Origin of the sequence: Streptomyces gobiensis, assembly GCF_021216675.1 — a bacterium.
GTDB lineage: Bacteria > Actinomycetota > Actinomycetes > Streptomycetales > Streptomycetaceae > Streptomyces > Streptomyces gobiensis.
In genome coordinates this window covers 163,231-184,883 of sequence record NZ_CP086120.1, presented here as the reverse complement: position 1 = coordinate 184,883, position 21,653 = coordinate 163,231, and the positions used below count along the sequence as shown (strand labels likewise).

22 protein-coding genes and 7 tRNA genes are annotated in these 21,653 nt (G+C 69.9%); 18 read left to right on the top strand and 11 right to left on the bottom strand.

What is annotated here, in order from left to right; all coding sequences use genetic code 11:
* Positions 1-98 precede the first annotated feature (98 nt).
* Together test1122_RS00920 and test1122_RS00915 are read left to right on the top strand one after the other, a co-directional pair.
* A complete protein-coding gene (locus test1122_RS00920; protein WP_232267227.1) occupies positions 99-1,058 on the top strand; it encodes a phosphotransferase in 960 nt (319 codons plus the stop codon).
* Between the two features lie 56 nt (positions 1,059-1,114).
* Positions 1,115-1,399 carry a TFIIB-type zinc ribbon-containing protein gene (locus tag test1122_RS00915; protein ID WP_232267226.1) on the top strand — a complete coding sequence of 95 codons (285 nt, stop codon included), beginning with the start codon at positions 1,115-1,117 and terminating at the stop codon, positions 1,397-1,399.
* Between the two features lie 94 nt (positions 1,400-1,493).
* Here the strand turns inward: test1122_RS00915 and test1122_RS00910 are convergent.
* The 5 genes from test1122_RS00910 to test1122_RS00890 all read right to left on the bottom strand — a co-directional run bounded on the left by test1122_RS00910 (position 1,494) and on the right by test1122_RS00890 (position 1,947).
* Positions 1,494-1,568, bottom strand: a tRNA-Val gene (locus test1122_RS00910).
* A 32-nt stretch (positions 1,569-1,600) separates the two neighbouring features.
* Positions 1,601-1,672: transfer RNA gene (locus test1122_RS00905), tRNA-Val, on the bottom strand.
* A gap of 21 nt (positions 1,673-1,693) precedes the next feature.
* Positions 1,694-1,765 (bottom strand) — tRNA-Val (locus test1122_RS00900).
* Positions 1,766-1,769: 4 nt separating this feature from the next.
* Positions 1,770-1,840: transfer RNA gene (locus test1122_RS00895), tRNA-Cys, on the bottom strand.
* Positions 1,841-1,874: 34 nt separating this feature from the next.
* A tRNA-Gly gene (locus test1122_RS00890) sits at positions 1,875-1,947 on the bottom strand.
* 140 nt (positions 1,948-2,087) lie between these two features.
* Between test1122_RS00890 and test1122_RS00885 the strand changes: the two genes are divergently transcribed.
* From test1122_RS00885 to test1122_RS00875, 3 genes are all read left to right on the top strand, one after another.
* Positions 2,088-3,143: a chorismate-binding protein gene (locus tag test1122_RS00885; RefSeq protein ID WP_232267225.1), complete on the top strand. Its 1,056-nt coding sequence runs from the start codon at positions 2,088-2,090 to the stop codon at positions 3,141-3,143.
* A 10-nt stretch (positions 3,144-3,153) separates the two neighbouring features.
* A complete protein-coding gene (locus test1122_RS00880) occupies positions 3,154-3,972 on the top strand; it encodes an aminotransferase class IV (protein ID WP_232271694.1) in 819 nt (272 codons plus the stop codon).
* A gap of 65 nt (positions 3,973-4,037) precedes the next feature.
* Positions 4,038-4,895, top strand: coding sequence for a GNAT family N-acetyltransferase (locus tag test1122_RS00875; RefSeq protein WP_232267224.1), 858 nt, complete (start codon positions 4,038-4,040; stop codon positions 4,893-4,895).
* Positions 4,896-4,901: 6 nt separating this feature from the next.
* On the opposite strand, the gene test1122_RS00870 is transcribed toward test1122_RS00875, so the two are convergent.
* The gene (locus test1122_RS00870) at positions 4,902-5,426 is read right to left on the bottom strand and encodes a DsbA family protein (RefSeq protein WP_232267223.1); all 525 of its coding nucleotides are present in this window, start codon (positions 5,424-5,426) and stop codon (positions 4,902-4,904) included.
* A gap of 82 nt (positions 5,427-5,508) precedes the next feature.
* Between test1122_RS00870 and test1122_RS00865 the strand changes: the two genes are divergently transcribed.
* Positions 5,509-5,943, top strand: a complete 435-nt coding sequence (locus test1122_RS00865; protein WP_232267222.1) for a hypothetical protein — start codon at positions 5,509-5,511, stop codon at positions 5,941-5,943.
* Between the two features lie 68 nt (positions 5,944-6,011).
* Positions 6,012-6,200, top strand: coding sequence for a hypothetical protein (locus tag test1122_RS00860; protein WP_232267221.1), 189 nt, complete (start codon positions 6,012-6,014; stop codon positions 6,198-6,200).
* A 34-nt stretch (positions 6,201-6,234) separates the two neighbouring features.
* Here test1122_RS00860 and test1122_RS00855 read toward each other — a convergent pair whose 3' ends face one another.
* Complete coding sequence (locus tag test1122_RS00855) at positions 6,235-6,795, bottom strand: CGNR zinc finger domain-containing protein (protein WP_232267220.1); 561 nt, start codon at positions 6,793-6,795, stop codon at positions 6,235-6,237.
* 188 nt (positions 6,796-6,983) lie between these two features.
* On the bottom strand, positions 6,984-7,397 hold the full coding sequence (locus tag test1122_RS00850) for an SsgA family sporulation/cell division regulator (protein ID WP_003959770.1): 414 nt from the start codon (positions 7,395-7,397) through the stop codon (positions 6,984-6,986).
* A gap of 276 nt (positions 7,398-7,673) precedes the next feature.
* Between test1122_RS00850 and test1122_RS00845 the strand changes: the two genes are divergently transcribed.
* From test1122_RS00845 to test1122_RS00835, 3 genes are all read left to right on the top strand, one after another.
* A tRNA-Val gene (locus tag test1122_RS00845) sits at positions 7,674-7,745 on the top strand.
* A 125-nt stretch (positions 7,746-7,870) separates the two neighbouring features.
* Complete coding sequence (locus test1122_RS00840; RefSeq protein WP_232267219.1) at positions 7,871-8,329, top strand: SRPBCC family protein; 459 nt, start codon at positions 7,871-7,873, stop codon at positions 8,327-8,329.
* A gap of 39 nt (positions 8,330-8,368) precedes the next feature.
* Positions 8,369-8,440 (top strand) — tRNA-Val (locus test1122_RS00835).
* A gap of 3 nt (positions 8,441-8,443) precedes the next feature.
* On the opposite strand, the gene test1122_RS00830 is transcribed toward test1122_RS00835, so the two are convergent.
* Positions 8,444-9,130: a 3'-5' exonuclease family protein gene (locus test1122_RS00830; RefSeq protein ID WP_232267218.1), complete on the bottom strand. Its 687-nt coding sequence runs from the start codon at positions 9,128-9,130 to the stop codon at positions 8,444-8,446.
* 149 nt (positions 9,131-9,279) lie between these two features.
* Between test1122_RS00830 and test1122_RS00825 the strand changes: the two genes are divergently transcribed.
* The 3 genes from test1122_RS00825 (at position 9,280) to test1122_RS00815 (ending at position 12,945) form a co-directional block, all read left to right on the top strand.
* The gene (locus test1122_RS00825) at positions 9,280-10,158 is read left to right on the top strand and encodes a hypothetical protein (RefSeq protein WP_338423499.1); all 879 of its coding nucleotides are present in this window, start codon (positions 9,280-9,282) and stop codon (positions 10,156-10,158) included.
* A 91-nt stretch (positions 10,159-10,249) separates the two neighbouring features.
* Positions 10,250-12,229: a threonine--tRNA ligase gene (thrS, locus tag test1122_RS00820; protein WP_232267217.1), complete on the top strand. Its 1,980-nt coding sequence runs from the start codon at positions 10,250-10,252 to the stop codon at positions 12,227-12,229.
* A 131-nt stretch (positions 12,230-12,360) separates the two neighbouring features.
* Entirely contained in the window at positions 12,361-12,945 is a 585-nt protein-coding gene (locus tag test1122_RS00815; RefSeq protein ID WP_232267216.1) for an HIT family protein, read from the top strand.
* Between the two features lie 26 nt (positions 12,946-12,971).
* Here the strand turns inward: test1122_RS00815 and test1122_RS00810 are convergent, their stop codons facing one another.
* Positions 12,972-14,639: a hypothetical protein gene (locus tag test1122_RS00810; protein WP_232267215.1), complete on the bottom strand. Its 1,668-nt coding sequence runs from the start codon at positions 14,637-14,639 to the stop codon at positions 12,972-12,974.
* A gap of 95 nt (positions 14,640-14,734) precedes the next feature.
* The gene (locus tag test1122_RS00805) at positions 14,735-16,933 is read right to left on the bottom strand and encodes an elongation factor G-like protein EF-G2 (RefSeq protein ID WP_232271693.1); all 2,199 of its coding nucleotides are present in this window, start codon (positions 16,931-16,933) and stop codon (positions 14,735-14,737) included.
* Positions 16,934-17,197: 264 nt separating this feature from the next.
* Between test1122_RS00805 and pgsA the strand changes: the two genes are divergently transcribed.
* From pgsA to pdxS, 5 genes are all read left to right on the top strand, one after another.
* On the top strand, positions 17,198-17,893 hold the full coding sequence (gene pgsA, locus test1122_RS00800) for a phosphatidylinositol phosphate synthase (RefSeq protein WP_232271692.1): 696 nt from the start codon (positions 17,198-17,200) through the stop codon (positions 17,891-17,893).
* A complete protein-coding gene (locus test1122_RS00795; protein ID WP_232271691.1) occupies positions 17,884-18,810 on the top strand; it encodes a phosphatidylinositol mannoside acyltransferase in 927 nt (308 codons plus the stop codon). Before pgsA ends, test1122_RS00795 begins: the two co-directional genes overlap by 10 nt.
* Positions 18,807-19,964 (top strand): glycosyltransferase family 4 protein, encoded by a 1,158-nt coding sequence (locus test1122_RS00790; protein WP_232267214.1) that lies wholly within the window; start codon positions 18,807-18,809, stop codon positions 19,962-19,964. The genes test1122_RS00795 and test1122_RS00790 overlap by 4 nt, the downstream gene beginning before the upstream one ends.
* Before the next feature lie 47 nt (positions 19,965-20,011).
* Positions 20,012-20,578 (top strand): hypothetical protein, encoded by a 567-nt coding sequence (locus test1122_RS00785; protein ID WP_232267213.1) that lies wholly within the window; start codon positions 20,012-20,014, stop codon positions 20,576-20,578.
* Positions 20,579-20,736: 158 nt separating this feature from the next.
* Positions 20,737-21,651, top strand: a complete 915-nt coding sequence (gene pdxS / locus test1122_RS00780; protein ID WP_277879784.1) for a pyridoxal 5'-phosphate synthase lyase subunit PdxS — start codon at positions 20,737-20,739, stop codon at positions 21,649-21,651.
* The last annotated feature ends 2 nt before the right edge of the window (positions 21,652-21,653 follow it).

Genomic DNA, 21,653 nt, shown 5'->3' with positions numbered 1-21,653 from the left:
ATGCCCGGGGCAGCTGGGGAGCTGCCCCGGGCATCGCGCTGTCGCGGCCGTACCATCCATGGGGCGCCAGATCTGGGCCGGGAACCTCAGGGGGACGCATGAGCACATCAGCGGTGCGGCGGCTGTCAGCCCTCGCCGCCGCCCGGGGCGGGCCGGGAGCCGAGCCCGTCGTGCTCGCCCAGCGGCCCGACGGCACGGTGGTCCGCAGCGGGTCCGTGGCAGCCAAGGCGCATGCGCCCGACGCCGACCCGGCACAGCTCGCGCTCAGGCTGCGCGTCGCCGCCCACCCTCTGCTGCACCGCGTCCTGCTCACTCCGCTGGCCTGTACGGGCCCCGGCCCGGACGGCCTGCTCGGGGCGCTGCCGGACGGCCGTCCGATGACCCTGTGGCCGTACGGGACCCCGGTCGCGCCCGACGCCCCCGAATCCGCCCCCTGGGCGGAGGCCGGAACGCTGCTCGCCCGGCTGCACACGGTGCCGGTGGCCGCGCTGCCCGGACCGCTGCCCCCGATGCGCGGGCCCACCAAGGCCGCCCGGGCGATGACCCGGATGCGCCGCAGCGGCGCGGGCGGAACAGCCGCCGCCGGAGTCGTCGAGCGGGCCTGGGCCCGGCTGCCCGCCTGGGCACGCGGTAGAGCCGTGCCACCACGCACCGGCAACACCCTCTGCCATGGTGACCTGCACCTCGGCCAGCTGGTGAGACACCCGGCGCCGGACGGGCCCTGGCAGCTGATCGACATCGACGACCTCGGCCTGGGCGATCCCGCGTGGGATCTCGCCCGCCCGGCCGCCTGGTTCGCCGCCGGGCTGCTGCCGCCCGCCGACTGGGACCGTTTCCTCGGCGCCTACCGGGCCGCGGGCGGTACGGCCGTCCCCGCGGGCCGCGGCCAGGACCCCTGGCCGCGGTTGGATGTGCCCGCCCGCGCACTGACCGTCCAGATCACCGCAGTGGCCGTCGCCGGAGCGGCGGCCGCCGGGCGTGAACTGGACGAGGTCGAGCGGGCGATGGCCGACGCCTGTTACCGAATCGCCGAACTTCCACCTGACCAGGGGCCGTAAGCTGCACAATGGGCTGGAGCGGCCAGCCCGGAGCCACCGAGGAGAAGATACCGACCATGCAGTGTCCCAAGTGCCGTGCGCCGATGCAGACGTACAACCGCAGTGGTGTCCAGATCGAGCAGTGCAGCGGCTGCCGGGGGATCTTCCTCGACTACGGCGAGCTGGAAGCACTCACCAACCTCGAGGCCCAGTGGTCACAGCAGGCCGCCCCGCCGCCCCCACCCGCCCCGCAGGCCCACCAGCCGTACCCGTCCGGTCCCGCCTGGGGCGCCCCGCAGCACGGGCAGCATGGCTACCGGCGGCACAAAAAGGGCTTCGGCCGGATGCTCTTCTCCTCCTGACCCAAGCCCCCGAGCCCCTTGACCCAAGCCCTCTGACCCAAGCCCCCTGGCCGGAACACCGCGAAGCCCCCGGCCGTTGGCCGGGGGCTTCAACTGGTGGACGATACTGGGATTGAACCAGTGACCTCTTCCGTGTCAGGGAAGCGCTCTCCCGCTGAGCTAATCGTCCATGCGGGCCGTGACAGCCGCCCTGGTGGTGCGTGCGCGATACTGGGATTGAACCAGTGACCTCTTCCGTGTCAGGGAAGCGCTCTCCCGCTGAGCTAATCGCGCGGGATGGTCCTCGCGGACCAGTGGACGATACTGGGATTGAACCAGTGACCTCTTCCGTGTCAGGGAAGCGCTCTCCCGCTGAGCTAATCGTCCGCAGAGGTGGAGACGGGATTTGAACCCGTGTAGACGGCTTTGCAGGCCGTTGCCTCGCCTCTCGGCCACTCCACCAGGAGTGCGGGGGTCGGGAAGATCCCCCACTTCGAGCGGACGACGAGATTCGAACTCGCGACCCTCACCTTGGCAAGGTGATGCTCTACCAACTGAGCCACGTCCGCAGGTGCCTCCCCCAGCCATTGCTGAGAGGTGCTCCCATCGCCGGTCCGCTTCCACGTCCCGGCGACGTGTTGAACTTTAGCGGATTCCTGGGCCAGCTCAAATTCCGTTTCCGCAGTGTGACCCCCATAGACTCGAAGCTGTGCTCGATCAGGTCCCCCTCGCCCGCTTCGGCGGCCTCGTCGCCTCCGACCTGCGGGATGTCACCAGCGACCCCGCCGCCCTGGATTCCACGGGCTGGTGGGCGGTGGTCGTGGACTTCGAGGGCCGGACCGTGTGCGCCCGCTTCGGCGACATACGGCCCGCTCCGGCCCCCCAGCCGGAACCCGGCCGTTGGCGGGGTCCGGCGGCCACCGACTGGACGTCCTCCCTGGACCGGGCCGGATATATCGCGAGGGTGCGGCGGATACGCGAGTACATAGCGGCCGGCGAGGTCTACCAGGCCAACCTCTGCCGGGTGCTCACGGCGCCGCTGCCCGAGCCCGCGGCCGCTGACATCGACGAGCTGAGCGCCCTGCTCGCCCACGGCAACCCGGCCCCGTACGCGGGCACCGTCCGGCTCCCCGCCCATGGTGTTGAGGTGGCCACCGCCTCCCCCGAGCTCTATCTGCGCCGCGACGGCCGTACCGTCGAGTCCGGCCCCATCAAGGGCACCGGACGCACCGCCGAGGACCTTCTGGAGAAGGACCATGCGGAGAACGTGATGATCGTCGATCTGGTCCGCAATGATCTCGGCCGGGTCTGTGCCACCGGATCGGTCACCGTACCGGCACTCTGCGCGGTCGAGCCGCACCCCGGGCTGGTCCACCTTGTCTCCACCGTGCGCGGTGAACTCGCTGACGGCGCGGGCTGGGCCGAGCTGTTCCAGGGCACCTTCCCGCCCGGCTCGGTCACCGGCGCCCCGAAGTCCAGCGCCCTGCGCATCATCAGCGCACTGGAGACCGCCCCCAGGGGCCCGTACTGTGGTGGCATCGGCTGGGTCGACGCCGACCGCGGCACCGGCGAGCTGGCGGTGGGCATCCGCACCTTCTGGATCGAGCGCACCGGCCCCGACGGCCCCCTGTTGCGCTTCGGCACCGGCGCCGGGATCACCTGGGGCTCCGATCCGGAACGGGAGTGGGCGGAGACAGAACTCAAGGCCTCCCGGCTGCTCGCGGTAGCGTCGGGGGCGTACGAGCCGAGTACGACCGGGAGGTAACACCGTGACGCTGATCTGGCTGGACGGGCAGCTCAGGGACCCTGACAGCGCACGGGTCTCCGTGCTCGACCATGGCCTGACCGTGGGCGACGGCGTCTTTGAGACGCTCAAGGCCACCGACGGCAAGTCCTTCGCCCTCACCCGGCACCTCGACCGGCTCGCCAGCTCCGCCCGTGGCCTCGGCCTGCCCGAGCCGGACCGCGCGGAGGTCCGCCGCGCCTGCGCCGCCGTCCTGGAGGCCAACCCGATGCCCCTGGGACGGCTGCGCATCACCTACACCGGCGGTCTGTCCCCGCTCGGCTCTGACCGGGGCGAGACGGGACCCACCCTTGTCGTCGCCGTGGGCGAGACCGCACGTCGCCCCGATACCACCGCTGTGATCACCGTCCCCTGGGTCCGTAATGAGCGTGGTGCGCTGACCGGCCTCAAGACCACCTCATACGCGGAGAACGTCGTGGCCCTGGCCCGCGCACGCCAGCAGGCGGCCTCCGAAGCGCTCTTCGGTAACACCGTCGGACAGCTCTGCGAGGGCACCGGCTCCAATGTCTTCGTCGTCCTTGACGGCGAGCTGCACACCCCGCCGCTCGCCTCCGGCTGCCTTGCCGGAATCACCCGTGCCCTGGTCAGGGAGTGGACCGGTGCCACGGAGACCGACCTCCCGCTGGACGCCCTGGACCGGGCCGAGGAAGTCTTCCTCACCTCCACCCTCCGCGATGTCCAGGCCGTCCGCCGGATCGACGGCCGGGAACTCCCTGGCGCGCCAGGACCGGTCACCACCAAGGCCATGCGGATCTTTGACGAGCGGTCCGCCGCGGACATCGACCCGTGAGGCTGCCGTTCCTGAGGCTGCCATTCCTATAGCGCGGCACCGCGCCAGCGGGTAGAAATCCAGCGATGACCACGACACTGCGCCCCAGCGGGCCGGAGCTGCGGGCCACGGACGGCGCCCGCTCCCGTACGTACGACGTCTGCGTCAACAGCCGCCCCGTCGGCAGCGTCCGGCTCGCCACGGACGCCTCCCCGGCATCCGGGGTCGGCCGGATCGAGGGGCTTACCATCGCCGTGCCCGACCGCCGCTGGGGCCGGGCCACCGTCGCCGCGCTCGCCGCCGAAGAGGTGCTGCGCGGTTGGGGCTGCGGCCAGATAATGCTGGCCATCCCCGCCGACGCTGAGGCAGCGCTGCACCTCGCCACCGCGCTCGGTTACACCGAGCGCGGCCGCACGCTGGCCAAGAAGCTGACCACGCCGCCACAGCTGCCCATCGGCAGCGCCGCCCGGCCCATGGACAGTACCGAGTTCACCGTGTGGCAGGCGACCGCCAAGGCCACTTACGCCCAGAGCTGGATGAACCTTGGCCTGCCCCGCGCGGCCGCCGAGGAAAAGTCCGGGACCGATCATCGCCGGATGCTCCCGGACGGCGCCGCGACCAGGGCCGCCATCCTGCGGATCCTCGCCCACCAGGGCACCGATGTGGGCACGCTCTGGGCCGGGCTGCGGCTGCCGGACCACACCGACGGCTGCGATGGGGCGGGTGGCTGCGATGGCTATGTGTACGACATGCAGGTCACCGAGGAGCACCGCGGCCGGGGTCACGGCCGCGCCCTGATGCACCTGGCCGAGCAGGAGTGCCTGGCAGCCGGAGCGCGCGTCCTCGGGCTCACGGTGTTCGCGGGGAACACCCCAGCCCGACGGCTGTACACATCACTCGGCTACCGGACGACCACCCGCCACCTCCGCAAGCCGCTGCTCTAGCGGCCCCTAGCCCCGTTCGGCCAGCAGCCGGTCGGTGATCTCCTCAAGCCGCTGACGCAGCCCCTGCTGGCTCTCGCCGCCATCCAGCCGCTCCCCGCCGATGAGATACGTCGGCGTGCCGCTGACGCCCAGCGCCTTGCCCTCGGCCTGGTCCGCGTCGACGGCCAGCAGATGCCGCCCGTCGATCAGCGAGGTCTCCACCTCCTCGACGTCCAGCCCGAGCTCCCCCGCGACCTGCGCCAGCACCTCCTCGCCGCGCTCACGCAGCTCGGTGGTGCGCTCCAACAGCGCTTCGGCGTACGCCTCGCCCTGGCCCTGTACGAACGCCTCCTCGGCGGCCTGCGCGGCCGCGTAGGCATGCTTGTTCTTCGCCAGCGGAAAGTGCCGCAGCCGGATCTCCAGGGCGTCCCCGTACCGCTCACGCAGCGCACGCAGATCGCTCTGCGCCGTATGACAGTCGGGACACTGGAGGTCGAGCCAGACATCGAGTACGGGGCGGGCGGCGGCGTCATCGTTGATGCGGGCGGTCATGCAGGACAGTCTGACAGCTCAGATGTCCTGAACCTCCGTTCGGGCATGGCACAGTCCCCGCCGGACGAGGCAGGATGGAGACATGCTGACCCTGACCATCTGTGCCGCACTCTCCGCGGCCGGACTGGCCGTCTCCTTCCTGATGGCCTACCGCCGCCGCTTTGTTGCTGCCACCCGGCTGGCCGCCGTCTCGCTGCTGCCCATCGGGCTGGCGATGGCCGGTCTGGTGGGCCTGGGCGGCAAGGTCATCCAGGCGGCCAGCAGCTGGGCCGCGGATCTCGTCCTCAAGCCCACCGTCTGGGCGGGCTTCGCGGTGCTCGCTCTCTCGGTGCTGCTCTACCTGATCGCCAAGTTCGCGGAAGGCCGCTCGGACGAGGGCGCCAAGCAGCGGCCGGCGGTGCAGCCGGAAGCCTCGCGGCCCGCGGTGACCTCAGGCGACGCGGCCAAGCCGAAGCGCCAGGCGGAGGCGGAGGATTTCTCCGATATCGAAGCCATCTTGAAGAAGCACGGAATCTGAAGAACTCCACTGCGGGCTGGGCGTGTTGATCCACTTGCTGAGCGTAGCTACGCCATGATCGCGGCGAGATGCCGTACACCCCCGGGGATCACGCCCCGCCCTCACCGCCCGAGCCGCAGACCGCTGATGAGAGCGCCGCTCCCCAGGAGACACGCGGCTGTCTGTTTGCCCTCTCCCAGCCACCGCTGATGCTGTTCCTGGCCTTCATCGGCGCCCTGCTCCTCATCACAGCCACCCACGACCTTTTCCTGCTCTGAGCAGCAAATCCGTCCCCTGCTGTGCCCACTCGGGCTACCCCCTGGCGGTGCCTCGCTGGCGGGCCCGGTACGCCGCCACATGGAGCCGATTACCGCAGGTACGGCTGGAGCAGTAACGCCGTGACCGGTTCCGGGAGAGATCGATGAACGCCTGACGGCAGTCCGGCGCGGCGCAGCGGCGCAGCCGCTCCCGTTCCCCGGCGACGATGAGAAAGGCCAGGGCCATGCCGCCATCGGCCGCGAGATGGTTGGCGAGGGAGGCGCCCGGGGCGAAGTAGTGGACATGCCAGTCATAGCCATCGTGGTCGGTCAGCCGGGGCGTGGTCCCGGCCTCCGCGACCAGCGCGTTGACCAGCTCCGCGGCGGTGCGCGCGTCGACAGCGGCGAAGACCTGGCCGAAATGGTCGCGTACCGCCCGTACGGCGGTGAGATCCGCGTCGCTGAGGTCGCCCACATCGCTGACGGCATTGCGCTCCACGTAGGCGCGCAGCGCGTCCACATCGGTGAGGCTGTCCGGCGTGTCGTTGTCGGGTGCGGTGTTGAGCAGGTCGACCACGTTGTCGAGCGCGCACCGGGTGTCGTGGTTGATCAGCACGGTCGCTCCCTGGCCAGTGTCTCGTCGGCTTCCCTGCGGGCCTCGCTGCCGGGAGACTCTAGTCGGTTCAGGGGCGCGAGGACGCCGCCGCCGCGGTGGGTGCGCGGCGACGGCGTCGCTGTGCCTGGGCGGGACACCGGGCCCGAGCCGTCGCCCCGAGTCGGACGGCGCGGGTGATCCGGTGGGTCTCAGCTCTCGGCGAGAATGTGCGAGAGCTCCGTGTCGAGGTCGAAGTGACGGTGTTCGGTACCGGGTGGCACTGCGGCGTCGGTCCGCTTGAGGAACGACTCCAGGGCCCGCGCGGGGGCCTCCAGCAGTGCTTCACCCTCTGGGGAGCTGAGGGCGATACAGACGACGCCCTGCCCGTGACTTCGGGACGGCCATACGCGGACGTCTCCGGTGCCGGTGGGGCGGTGCAGCCCCTCTGCGAGGAGGTCGCGGGCGAACACCCACTCGACCGTCTCCTCGGCACCGGTGTGGAAGGTCGCATGCACGGCGTAGGGATCGGCCGTGTCATACCGCAGGCCCGCAGGTACAGGCAGGGAGGACTCGCTCGATACAACGAGGCGCAGGTGCAGCTCGCAGCTGACCGTGGTGTTCATAAGCGCCAAGGCCTTTCGCTCAGTGTGCGCTCGGGGATTCGCACGTCGGCGAAATCGACATGCCACCTACCGGCCGGTTGTAAACCCCTCTGTCGGATTTGTGCGTCTTCAAGTCGTTCGTACAGCGGATTGATGATTTAGGGGGTGACTCCATTCCGGTGAACGGGGCCAGAGTGACGGATGAGGCGATCCGGTCACTGTGGGTGACCGGTGTCCGGTGGTCACCGTTGGTCATGAGCCCCTCTGACATGCGGTAATGTGGTCGCCGCACCGCGCGGGCGATTAGCTCAGTGGGAGAGCGCTTCGTTCACACCGAAGAGGTCACTGGTTCGAACCCAGTATCGCCCACCGCACACCAGGGCCCGGAGTTTTTCGCCTCCGGGCCCTGAGTGGTGTCCGGTCCGGGTCAGAATCCAGCCGGGATACTCAGCCCGGAGCCGGGCGCTCCGGCCGCACCGGGGAGGGAGCCAGGCATGAAATGGACCCGCTACCGCTTCCGGGATGTGTGGGAAGTGCCGGCCCCACCCGACGTCGTCTTCGCCGTCCTGGCGCGTGCCCGGGAGTACCCGGCCTGGTGGCCGCAGGTGCGCGAGGTGACCGAGACCGACAGCCGCACGGGCACCGCGCGGTTCCGCTCTTTCCTCCCGTACGACCTGGTGGTAACCGCCCGGGAGACCCGGAATGACCCCGAGGCCGGACTGCTGGAGATCACCATGACCGGCGACCTGGAGGGCTGGGCCCGCTGGACGGTAACGGCGCACCGCGAGGGCACCCGGGCACTCTTCGAGCAGCAGGTGGAGGTACGCAAACCGCTGATGCGGCTGCTCGCCCTGCCCGGTCGCCCCCTCTTCCTGGTCAACCACGCACTGATGATGCGCGGCGGCCGGCGCGGACTGCGGGCACGGCTGGGAAACGGTTTGGATGAAGGGTGAGCCGCACTGTATGGTTCTCTGCGTGCCGCAGAGCGCTGCGGGCGATTAGCTCAGTGGGAGAGCGCTTCGTTCACACCGAAGAGGTCACTGGTTCGAACCCAGTATCGCCCACCCTCAACAGGCCGGTTTGTCGACAGACGGACCGGCCTTCGTCGTACGCACACCCGGGCGCAGCGGCCACGCCGGGTCCACCCGCCCCGCCGGTCCCGTCCCCGCGAACCAGTCCTGCGGCGCACGAACTTGAACGGCGTGCCAGACCGCCTGCAACGCATGCAGCTCAGCGGGGGAGTGGCGGGACAGCCCCGGTCCGAACCGGCGCCCCATGGCCCGCAGCAGCCCCAGCGCCGCGACCGCCCGCGCCCCGGCGTCCAGGTCGCCGGGCAGCCGCACCCCATAGTGCGCGGCCAACTCCGCCAGCGAACGGCCACCCGGACGGGAGCGGTCCAACTGCCGGTCCAGCACCAGCGGATCCAGCACACACAGCGAAGAACGCCCCAGATAGCGGGGCAGCCCCGCATCCCGGTGGCGCCCCAACTCCCGGTCCAGCAGCGACAGATCATACGGAGCGTCCAGCACGACCAGCGGCACCCCAGCCGCCGCCCGCGCCGCCAGCGTGCGGGCGATCTCCTCCACCATGACCGCCGGGCGGCCACCACGCCGGGGCCAGCGCAGGATATGTCCTGGAACCCCGCGCCCCGCCTGCGCGAACACCGCCGCCGAGCCCATCCGGTCCCGCTCCACGTCCTCGCCCCGGCCACCCGTGGCGAAAGCGGTCAGCGCCCCGTCACACCAGACAGCCATGGTCCAACTCCCCCGGGAAACACGCCGACCCGCACCACCGATACGTTCCCCATGGCTGATACCCGCTGGCCCCAGCGCTCCAACCAGGCCGGTTTGCTCAGGACTTCCCCGGAGACAAGACACAGGGAACCGCTAGAAGGGAGCGCGCCATGGACCCTGACCCCACCGCGTCCGGCGACGAGATCCACTGGAGCCGCGCCAACCCCCACGCCGCCCGGGCGATGCTGCTCGCCGGGGCACTGGCCACCCGCGCCCGCGTCGGCTACCACGGATCCCGGCACCGGAGACAGGCCGAGGCCCTCACCGACCGGGTCCGGCTCGTCCCGGCAGCCGACGGACGACAACTGGCCGCCCGGGTGCCCGTCGAGGACGGGCGCGGCGTGGTCACCACACTGCGTCACGCATTGCACGCGACCCGCGACGCCCTCGACCAGCAGCGCGCCACCGGGCGCCCGGACGCCTTCGGCCCGGCGGTTGAGGCAGGGGTCAGCCAGGAGCTCGCCGAGGCGCTGTCCACTCTGCTCTGCACGGCCGAGCGGGTACGGATCACCCTCCGCTGGTCACCCGCCCATGGAGCGCCGCCCGGCTGCCCCGCCCGCCCGGCGGCCGTGGAGTTCACAGCGGCCGATCTGCCCGCACTCCAGCAGGCCGGGAAGCGCTACATCCGTGCGGAGCCATCCGTGCCGGTACGGGTCACCGGCGCCGTCGTCCGGCTGCGCCGCGCCCTGCCCGCCGGGCCCGGGGCCGTGCGGCTGCGGGTGCTGGCCGGGGCGGAGGTTCCCCAGGTCCGTATCGCCCTCGGCGAGGACGACTACCGGATCGCCGCGCACGCCCACCTCACCGGGCTGCCGGTACGCGTCTGCGGCCGGCTGGAGAGCCGGGGCGGCTTCCGGCGGATCACCGGCGCCACCGGGGTCGCCCCGGTCCCGGTGAGCGGCACGGGACGGGACCGGGTGCTGAAGTCCGCCCACGAGAGCCTTGGCCTCTTCGAGGGCGCCTGCGAAGGCCTCCGGCCGCCCGGCCCGTAACCGTTTCGCGCGGAGGGGACCGGTCTCGGTACGATTCCTGCTGCGCACGGCAATCGTCGGCGCGTCCCAGCCCAGAGTCAGGAGAGATCCGGTGTCAGACGTCCGTGTGATCATCCAACGCGAACCCGAGCGGGAAGAGCGCGTGGTGACCACGGGCACGACGGCCGCCGCGCTCTTCGAGGGTGAGCGCACCGTCATCGCCGCCCGGGTCGACGGTCAGCTCAAGGACCTGGCGTACGAGGTCGCCGACGGCGAGGTGGTCGAGCCGGTCGAGATGTCCAGCCCGGACGGTCTGGACATCCTGCGGCACTCCACCGCGCACGTCATGGCCCAGGCCGTGCAGGAGCTCTACCCCGAGGCCAAGCTGGGCATCGGCCCGCCCATCAAGGACGGTTTCTACTACGACTTCGACGTCGACCAGCCATTCCACCCGGACGACCTCAAGCGCGTCGAGAAGAAGATGCAGGAGATCGTCAAGCGCGGCCAGCGCTTCTCCCGTCGGGTCACCACCGACGAGGACGCCCGCGAGGAGCTGGCAGCAGAGCCGTACAAGCTCGAACTCATCGGCCTCAAGGGCGCCGCCGCCGATGCGGCCGAGGGCGCCTCCGCGGAGGTCGGCGCCGGTGAGCTGACCATCTACGACAACATCGACCTGAAGACCGGCGAGCTGGCCTGGCGCGACCTGTGCCGGGGCCCGCACCTGCCCACCACCCGGAACATCCCGGCGTTCAAGCTGATGCGCTCCGCTGCGGCGTACTGGCGCGGCAGTGAGAAGAACAAGCAGCTTCAGCGGATCTACGGCACCGCCTGGCCGTCCAAGGACCAGCTCAAGGCGCATCTGGAGTTCCTCGCCGAGGCCGAGAAGCGCGATCACCGCCGACTGGGCGCCGAGCTGGACCTGTTCTCCATCCCGGAGGACATCGGTTCCGGCCTGGCGGTCTTCCACCCCAAGGGCGGTGTCGTCCGCCGGGTGATGGAGGATTACTCCCGCAAGCGGCACGAAGAGGCCGACTATCAGTTCGTCTACACCCCGCATGCCACCAGGGGCGTTCTCTTCGAACGGTCCGGCCACCTGGACTGGTACGCCGACGGCATGTACCCGCCCATGCAGCTCGACGAGGGCCAGGACTACTACCTGAAGCCCATGAACTGCCCCATGCACAACCTGATCTTCGACGCCCGGGGGCGGTCGTACCGTGAGCTGCCGTTGCGGATGTTCGAGTTCGGCACGGTGTACCGCTACGAGAAGTCCGGCGTGGTGCACGGCCTCACCAGGGCCCGCGGCTTCACCCAGGACGACGCACACATCTACTGCACCAAGGAGCAGATGGGCGAGGAACTGGACTCGCTGCTCACCTTTGTGCTGAACCTGCTGCGCGACTACGGCCTGGAGAACTTCTACCTGGAGCTGTCCACCAAGGATCCGGAGAAGTTCATCGGCTCGGACGAGAACTGGGAGCAGGCCACCGAGGCGCTGCGCCAGGCCGCCGAGAAGCAGGGACTGGAACTCGTCATGGACCCCGGTGGCGCCGCCTTCTACGGGCCCAAGATCTCGGTGCAGGCACGCGACGCCATTGGCCGCACCTGGCAGATGAGCACGGTGCAGGTCGACTTCAACCTGCCTGAGCGCTTCGACCTCGAGTACACCGCGGCCGATGGCTCCCGGCAGCGCCCGGTCATGATCCACCGTGCGCTGTTCGGCAGCATTGAGCGCTTCTTCGCGGTCCTGCTGGAACACTACGCGGGCGCCTTCCCGGCCTGGCTGGCGCCGGTGCAGGCGGTCGGTATCCCGATCGGCGACGATCACGTCTCCTACCTTGAGCAGTTCGCCACCGCAGCCAAGGCCAAGGGGCTCCGCATGGAGGTGGACTCCTCCTCGGACCGGATGCAGAAGAAAATCCGCAACGCTCAGCGCAGCAAGATCCCCTTCATGGTGATCGCCGGGGATGAGGATGTGGCCAACGACGCGGTTTCGTTCCGCTACCGCGACGGGTCCCAGAAAAACGGGATTCCCCGTCACCTTGCCCTGGCCGAAATCGCTGACGTGGTGGAGCGCCGGGTCCAGGTGTGAATGTTCCCCGCCAGGCGGGGTGATCCGCTCACGGCATCCCGCGCGATGTCACTGTCACCGTGGTCCCCGCACTCCGCGGGGAAGGGCCCCGGGGTCAAACCCCGGGGCCCTTCCCCTTGCCCCTACGCCATATGCTGGCCCGCATGAGCAGTGAGCCGGAGCAGCAGATCGGGGTCGGGACGCCGGACGGGTTCCAGCGGCTGTGGACGCCGCACCGGATGGCGTACATCCAGGGTGAGAACAAGCCCACCGGCCCGGGCGCCGGTGACGGCTGCCCGTTCTGCGCCATCCCGGAGAAGAGCGATACCGATGGGCTCATCGTCGCGCGCGGCTCGCACGTCTACGCGGTGTTGAATCTGTACCCGTACAACGGCGGCCACCTCATGATCGTCCCGTTCCGGCATGTCGCCGACTACACCGAGCTGACCGCCGAGGAGACGGTCGAGCTGGCCGAGTTCACCAAGCAGGCCATGACCGCCCTGCGTAATGTTTCGGGTGCACACGGTTTCAATATCGGCATCAATCAGGGCAGCGCGGCAGGTGCGGGGATCGCCGCCCATCTCCACCAGCACGTCGTGCCGCGCTGGGGCGGGGACACCAATTTTCTGCCTGTCATTGGCCACACCAAGGTGCTGCCGCAGCTGCTGGCCGACACCCGCCGGATGCTCGCCGACGCCTGGCCCGACGTCGGCTCCGACGCCTCCTCCGACGCCTGAGCCAGCCGTCCGGCCAGCCGCTCCGGTCAGGCGTTGTACTCGTCGGCCTGGCTCGGTACGGGGGCCTGCACCCCGCCGCTGAGGAACTGCGCGCGGGCACCGAACTTCTCCGTGTGCACGCCGTTCTCCTCCAGCACCCGGATCGCCGCCGCGTGTACCACCCGCAGCACCGGGGTGGCGGCGCGCAGCGCGTCATCGGCCATAAAGCGGTGCCGCCACGGCTTGTCCGCCCAGGTGTGCCGGAGCCCGAAGGGCTCGGGCAGGGTCAGCTTCCCGCCCAGGAAGTCCAGCACCGGCGGATACCAGGTGAGCGGTGCACGTGCCGTCAGCCGTACCACCTCGCGCGCCTCCACCAGCGGTAGCGGCACGCTCTTGGTTTCCCAGAACCTGACGCTCTTGGCGACCTCTTTCTGCTTCGGGCTGGGCTTTGTGGTGAAGAGCGGATGCACCGGCCCGAGCGCGTGCCCGGTCACCTCGATGCGCAGGGTGTGGTGCAGCACGGTGACGGTGATGAGCATGGTGATAATCAACTGGCCGTCCCACAGCACGAACTGCACCCCGAGATAGTGCCGGTTCCCGCTGCCGAACTGCTGCTCATTGCAGATCCGCTGGATCTCGAAGTCCTTGATCTGGAATGCCTCGACCTCTTGGCCCTCCGGCCGTGCCACCTCCTTGGCACCCTCGCCCACCGGGGAGACGATCCAGTGCCGTATCGATGGCTTGGGGAAGCCGCCGGTGTGCAGCGGGCCGCGCTCAAGCATCCGGAGCTGGTCGTGGATGGCACGTATCACGTCCCAGCTGCGGAAGGGGTTGATGTCGTCCATGCCCTCGGCCGGTGTCAGCTCCTCGGCCATCTGCCAGCTGCCCCAGCGGGTGCCCATGCCGAGTATGCCCTTGGGCCCGGCGTAGAAGACGAGGTTGCTGTTCTGCTCGGCGGCGAGCTTGGTCAGGGCCTGCCGGAGCCGCTCGGCCTCGGCGTCGCCGGGGTCCTGTGGCACCGCCTCGGGGATCTTCGCCCCGACACCGGCGCCCCCCAGCAGCCCTTTCCAGTATTCGCGGAGATCCTTCGCGTACCGCTCGCAGATCTGCTTGGCCCACAGCCAGCCGACGACCGGGGCAACCAGCATGGCGCGCAGATAGAGTGCCCAGAAGCCGCTGAACGGCAGCTGTATGGCGACTACGATGATCACCGCGGCCAGTGCCACCAGAGCGGCGATGCCCACCGCCCCGGCCCGCTTGTCCTGCGATCCGGCCAGTGACCGGCGGAGCTGGAAGCCGCCGAGCCAGATCAGCACTCCGGGCAGGAAAATCAGCCCGAAGACCACCATCACCACGGTGAGCCGGGTATCGCGCTCCTTGCGGATCCGGGTAGCGGCGATGCAGTGGTCGACGATCGACTGCGCGTCGGTGCCGAACGACTGGATCAGTGGCTTGCGTCCGCCGCCCAGCACCCGCACCTGCACCGCGCGGGAGAAGGCCTCACCCAGGTTCGGCTCGAACAGGGAGAGCTTGGGCGGCTTGACCGTGGCATCCTCATTGGCCTTCAGCAGATCTTCGACCGAGCCGTCCCGGTAGGCGGCCGAGGCCAGCGCCTGGGTGACGGCGGTCTGCCCGGCGGCGCCGGTCAGCGGAATCTGCGCGCCCGGGCTGAAGTCCACCTCCACGCCCTGCTGTCGGTCATCGAAGCCCGCCACGTATGCCCCCACTCTCGTTCGCACATCCGGCCAAGGGCCCGTTCCCCACTACGGGATGCCGCACACATCGTGCCGAACCGTCAGCGTATCCGGCATCAGCCGCCGTTCTCGGTCTGTTCGCGGATCTTCGCCGCGAGCTGCTGAGGCATGGGCTCATGACGGATGTACGAGCGGGAGAACCGCCCGGTGCCATGGGACAGTGAGCGCAGATCCACCGCGTAGCGGCTGATCTCGATCTCCGGCACCTCGGCCCGTACGAGTGTGGTGCCGCCGCTGGTCTGCTCGGTGCCCACGACCCGGCCGCGCCGCCCTGACAGATCGCTCATCACGGAGCCGACATACTCGTCCGCGACCAGGACCTCGATCTCGGCGACCGGTTCCAGCAGATGGATTGAAGCCTGGGAAGCGGCTTCCCGTAGCGCCAGTGCTCCCGCGGTCTGGAAGGCCGCGTCCGAGGAGTCCACCGAGTGCGCCTTGCCGTCGTGCAGCGTCACCCGCACATCGACGAGCGGATATCCGGCGGCGACGCCCTTTGTGGCCTGGGCGCGTACGCCTTTCTCGACGGAGGGGATGAACTGCCGGGGCACCGCGCCGCCCACCACCTTGTCGACGAACTCGATGCCCGAACCGCCGGGCAGCGGCTCCACGGTGATCTCGCAGATGGCGTACTGGCCGTGCCCGCCCGACTGTTTGACATGCCGCCCGCGCCCGGCCGCCCGCCCAGCGAAGGTCTCCCGCATCGACACCCGGTGCGGCTCGGTGTCGACCTGTACCCCGTAGCGGGTACGCAGCCGCTCCAGCGCCACATCCACATGGGCCTCGCCCAGGCACCAGAGCACGACCTGGTGGGTGTGCGGGTTCTGCTCCAGGCGCATGGTCGGGTCCTCGGCGACCAGCCGGGACAGGCCCTGGGAGAGCTTGTCCTCGTCCGCCTTGCTGTGTGCCCGGATGGCGACCGGCAGCAGCGGATCGGGCATCACCCACGGCTCCATCAGCAGGGGGTTGTCCTTGCCGGAGAGGGTGTCTCCGGTCTCGGCGTGGGACAGCTTGGCGACACAGGCGAGGTCGCCCGCGATGGCCCGGTTGAGGGTGCGCTGCTGTTTTCCGAAGGGAGAGGTCAGCGCGCCCACCCGCTCGTCGACATCGTGGTCCTCGTGACCACGGTCCTCCAGTCCGTGTCCCGAGACATGGACCGTCTGGTCGGGGCGCAGCGTCCCGGAGAAGACGCGCACCAGGGAGACGCGTCCCACATACGGGTCGGATGAGGTCTTCACGACCTCGGCCGCCAGCGGGCCGGCCGGGTCGCAGACCAGCGGTGGCCGCGGCTTGCCCTGCGGGGTGGTGACCGGCGGGATGTCCCGCTCCTCGGGGGTGGGGAAGCCCCCGGTGATCAGCTCCAGGAGCTCTACCGTGCCCAGTCCCTGTCTGGCTCCCTCGGCGGCTGGTGCGGCGGCCAGCACCGGGTGGAAGACGGCTCGTGCGACGGCCTTCTCGAGGTCCTCGATGAGCGTCTTGGTGTCCAGGCTCTCGCCGGCCAGATAGCGGTCCATCAGGGATTCGTCCTCGCTCTCGGCGATGATCCCCTCGATGAGCCGGTTGCGGGCCTCCTCGATCAGCGGCAGATGCCCGGGGTCCGGCTCGCGGTCGGTCCGGGTGCCCGAGGAGTAGTCGAAGATCCGCTGGGACAGCAGCCCGATCAGCCCGGCCACCGGTGGATGCCCGTCCGCTCCCGGTTCGCCGTGCAGCGGCAGATACAGCGGCAGTACGGCGTCGGGGTCGTCGCCGCCGAAGATCCGCTGGCAGACCGCGGTCATTTCATGAAAGTTCGCCCGGGCTGCGTCCAGATGGGTGACCACGATGGCCCGTGGCATGCCAACCGCCGCGCATTCGTTCCAGACCAGCTGGGTCCCCCCGTCCACACCGTCGGCCGCGGAGACAACGAAAAGGGCCGCGTCCGCTGCCCGCAGACCGGCCCGCAACTCCCCGACGAAGTCGGCGTATCCGGGAGTATCCAGCAGATTGATCTTGATGCCGCCCCATTCGACGGGCACCAGCGACACTTGCACCGAGCGCTGCTGCCGGTGCTCGATCTCGTCGTAGTCGGACAGAGAGCCGCCGTCCTCTACCCGGCCCGCGCGGTTCACCGCGCCTGAGGCCAGCGCCAGGGCCTCGACCAGAGTTGTTTTCCCGGACCCGCTATGGCCGACCAGCACCACATTCCGGATGGATGAGGGATGGTCGGCCGCCGTTGCCCTGCCGGCGGCTCCAGAGGGTGTGCTCGCCTTGTCGCCCATGATGTGTCCCGCCTCTTCGGTCGACACCCGCGGTTCTTCGAGCTTTCCACTGGGAGCACCATGCGTCCATACGTCACACATGGCGCCGTAACCGGGCGGCTGAACGAGATCGCACATTTGGCCGATCATCGACCTGTTCGACGATGGCTCCCGCTCAACCCGGCCAGCCGCGATCCGTTCGCGGTTGCCCGGGGGCTCGTGGCTACGATGGGCCAGCCGGTGGCCGCACGCCATCCGGCTCGTAAACGAACCTCCGGGACGGCCATGCTGAACAAGTACGCGCGTGCCTTCTTCACGCGTGTCCTCACACCGTTCGCCGCACTGCTGCTGCGTCTGGGGGTGAGCCCTGACGCGGTCACTCTCATCGGTACGGGCGGGGTGGTGGCCGGAGCGCTGGTCTTCTTCCCGCAGGGCGAGTTCTTCTGGGGCGCCGTCACCATCACGCTGTTCGTCTTCTCGGATCTGATCGACGGCAATATGGCCCGGCAGGCCGGGACGTCCAGCCGCTGGGGCGCTTTCCTGGACTCCACCCTTGACCGGGTCGCCGACGCGGCCGTCTTCGGCGGGCTGGCGCTCTGGTACGCGGGCAGGGGCGACAGCATCCTGCTCTGTGCGGTGGCGATCTTCTGCCTCGCCAGCGGCCAGGTGGTCTCGTACACCAAGGCGCGTGGTGAGAGCATCGGGCTGCCGGTCAGGGTCAACGGGCTCGTCGAACGGGCCGAGCGGCTGGTCATCACGCTGGTGTCCGCGGGGCTGGCCGGCTTTGAGAAATTCGGTGTCCCGCATATCGGGGTGCTGCTGCCGATCGCGCTGTGGGTCGTGGCCGTGGGCAGCCTCGTCACCCTCGCACAGCGGGTGGTGACCGTACGTCGCGAGGCGGCGGAGGCGGACGCGGCCGCCGGGCCCGGGCCTGAGCCCGGGTCCGGGACCGGGGCGGAGCAGGGGAGTGGATCGGCGTGAAGGAACGGCTTGCCGACGGCCTGTACGGGCTCGGCTGGGGCGCGGTGAAGCGGCTTCCCGAGCGCACCGCCGTACCGCTGGGACGGCGTATCGGCGACGCCGCCTGGCGGCGGCGCGGCGAGGGCGTACGCCGACTGGAGTCCAACCTCGCCCGGGTCGTCCCCGACGCCACCCCGCAGCAGCTCAGGGAGCTCTCCCGAGCGGGTATGCGCTCGTACATGCGCTACTGGATCGAGTCCTTCCGGATGCCCGCCTGGAGCGAGCAGCGGATTCGCCGCAGCGTCGAGGTCGAGGAGCTGCACCGTCTCACCGATGGGATCGCCTCCGGCCGGGGCGTCATTCTGGCAACGCCGCACATGGCCAACTGGGACCTGGCCGGAGCCTGGGTCACCACCGAGCTCGGCACCCCGCTCACCACGGTCGTCGAGCGGCTGAAGCCGGAGAGCCTTTACGACCGTTTCGTTGCCTACCGCGAGAGCCTGGGAATGGAGGTGCTGCCACACACCGGCGGCGCCGCTTTCGGCGTCCTCGCCCGGCGGCTGCGCGCGGGCGGTCTGGTCGCCCTGGTCGCCGACCGTGATCTGTCGGCCTCCGGTATCGAGGTGAATTTCTTCGGCGAGACGGCGCGGATGCCCGGTGGACCGGCCCTGCTGGCCCAGCAGACCGGTGCGCTGCTGCTGCCGGCCCAGCTGTGGTTCGATGACTCGCCGGTCATGAAGGGCCGGGTCCTTCCGCCGGTGGAGATCCCCGAGACCGGCACCCGCCGGGAGAAGGCCGCGGTCATGACCCAGGCCATGGCCGATGGTTTCGCGGCGGGGATCGCCGAGCACCCGGAGAACTGGCATATGCTTCAGCGGCTGTGGCTCGCCGACCTGGAGCCACGTGTGCGGAACAGCCCGGGATCGGAGCGACCGTGAGGATCGGGATCGTCTGCCCGTACTCCTGGGATGTCCCCGGTGGTGTCCAATTCCATATCCGCGACCTGGCCGAGCACCTGATCCGGCAGGGGCATGAGGTGTCCGTACTCGCTCCCGCCGATGACGAGACCCCGTTGCCGCCCTACGCGGTCTCCGCGGGCCGTGCCGTGCCGGTGCCGTACAACGGCTCGGTGGCCCGGCTCAACTTCGGCTTTCTGTCCGCCGCCCGGGTACGCCGCTGGGTGAATGAGGGCGACTTCGACGTCCTGCACATCCACGAGCCGACCACCCCCTCGCTTGCCCTGCTCTCCTGCTGGGCGGCGCGCGGCCCGATCGTCGCCACCTTCCACACCTCCAACCCCCGCTCCCGGGCCATGATCGCGGCGTATCCGATGCTGCAGCCCGCGCTGGAGAAGATCAGCGCCCGTATCGCAGTCAGCGAGTACGCCCGGCGCACCCTGGTCGAGCACCTGGGCGGCGACGCGGTGGTCATCCCCAACGGCGTCGATGTCGACTTCTTCGCCAGCGCCCAGCCCAAGACGGAGTGGCAGGGGGACACCATCGGCTTCATCGGCCGGATTGACGAGCCACGCAAGGGGCTGCCGGTGCTGATGAAGGCCCTGCCGCAGATTCTCGCCGAGCGGCCGCAGACCCGGCTGCTGGTCGCCGGGCGCGGCGACGAGGAGGAGGCCGTCGCCGCCCTGCCGCACCGGATGCGCGAGCGGGTCGAGTTCCTTGGCATGGTCAGCGACGAGGACAAGGCGCGGCTGCTGCGCAGCGTCGACCTCTACGTCGCGCCCAATCTCGGCGGGGAGAGCTTCGGCATCATTCTCGTGGAGGCAATGTCCGCGCAGGCCCCGGTGCTCGCCAGCGATCTGGACGCCTTCATCCAGGTGCTGGACGGGGGAGAGGCGGGCGAGCTGTTCGCCAATGAGGACGCCGGAGCCCTGGCCGAGGCGGCCCTGCGCCTGCTCAGCGATCCGAAGCGGCGCAAGGAGCTGCAGGACCGCGCCGCCCGCCATGTGCGCCGCTTCGACTGGTCCACGGTCGGTGCGGACATCCTCGCCGTGTACGAGACGGTGGCGGAAGGCGCCTCCACCGTAGCCGCGGATGACCGAGTGCGGCCCTTCGGCCGACTGTGGCCTCGCGCATGATGGGCGGACCAAGGGGCGCAACGTTCCGGCAGGTACGGTAGCGAGCCGTGACCACGCTCTTCTGGCTCCTTTGGATCACTGCGGCACTGCTGCTCATCGGCGTCTACCTCAGCTGGACGGCCGGACGCCTCGACCGGCTGCACGCGCGTATCGACGCGGCCCGGGCCGCGCTCGACGCTCAGCTGCTGCGCCGGGCCTCCATCGCCCAGGAGCTCGCCACCTCCGGGGTGTTCGATCCGGCCGCCTCGATGGTCCTCTACCAGGCCGCGCACGTCGCCCGGCTCGCCGAGGAGGAGCAGCGCGAGGTCGCCGAGAGCGAGCTGAGCCAGGCCCTGCGCGCGGTCTTCGCCGACAGCGCCCAGGTCGACGTCGTACGGGCCGTGCCGGGTGGCGAGGCCACCGCGGCCGAACTGGCCGCGGCGGTGCGCCGGGTGCCGATGGCACGGCGCTTCCACAACGACGCGGTACGGGCCGCGCGAGCCCTGCGCCGCCACCACAAAGTGCGCTGGTTCCGGCTCGCCGGGCACGCCCCGTTCCCGCTCGCCTTCGAGATGGATGATGAGCCCCCGGCCGCCCTCGCCGACCGTGGGACGGTCGGCGGGGAGAGCCACTGACCTCGAATTGGCCCTTTCCGGGGCGGTGGATCTGGCGCTTTTATCACTTGTGCAGCACGACCGGCCCCGAAGTGGACTCGGTGGCCGGTCGGAGTGGCTAACCGAACGGGCCTACGATGGTCCCCATCGCACTTTTCGTCGTCGAGTGAGGTCAAACCGTGTCGAGCACGTCCCCCAACGCGTCCCAGAACCACGAGATCGGCACCGCGCGCGTCAAGCGTGGCATGGCCGAGCAGCTCAAGGGCGGCGTGATCATGGATGTTGTCACGCCCGAGGAAGCGAAGATCGCTGAGGACGCCGGTGCTGTCGCGGTGATGGCCCTGGAGCGTGTCCCGGCCGATATCCGCAAGGACGGTGGCGTGGCCCGTATGTCCGACCCGGACATGATCGACGGGATTATCAGCGCGGTCTCCATCCCGGTCATGGCCAAGTCGCGTATCGGCCACTTCGTTGAGGCCCAGGTGCTCCAGTCGCTCGGTGTCGACTACATCGACGAGTCCGAGGTCCTCACCCCGGCCGACGAGGTCAACCACAGCGACAAGTGGTCCTTCACCACCCCCTTCGTCTGTGGTGCCACCAACCTTGGCGAGGCCCTGCGCCGGATCGCCGAGGGCGCGGCCATGATCCGTTCCAAGGGCGAGGCCGGCACCGGCAACGTGGTGGAGGCCGTCCGCCACATGCGCCAGATCAAGAACGAGATCGCCCGCCTGCGCGGCTTCGACAACAACGAGCTGTACGCCGCCGCCAAGGACCTGCGCGCCCCGTATGAGCTGGTCAAGGAGGTCGCCGAGCTCGGCAAGCTGCCGGTGGTGCTCTTCTCCGCCGGTGGTGTCGCCACCCCGGCCGACGCGGCGCTGATGCGCCAGCTCGGCGCCGAGGGTGTCTTCGTCGGATCCGGCATCTTCAAGTCCGGTGACCCGGCCAAGCGCGCCGCCGCCATCGTGAAGGCCACCACCTTCTACGACGACCCCAAGGTCATCGCGGAGGCCTCGCGCGACCTGGGCGAGGCCATGGTCGGCATCAACTGCGACACCCTCCCCGACTCCGAACGCTACGCCACCCGAGGCTGGTAACG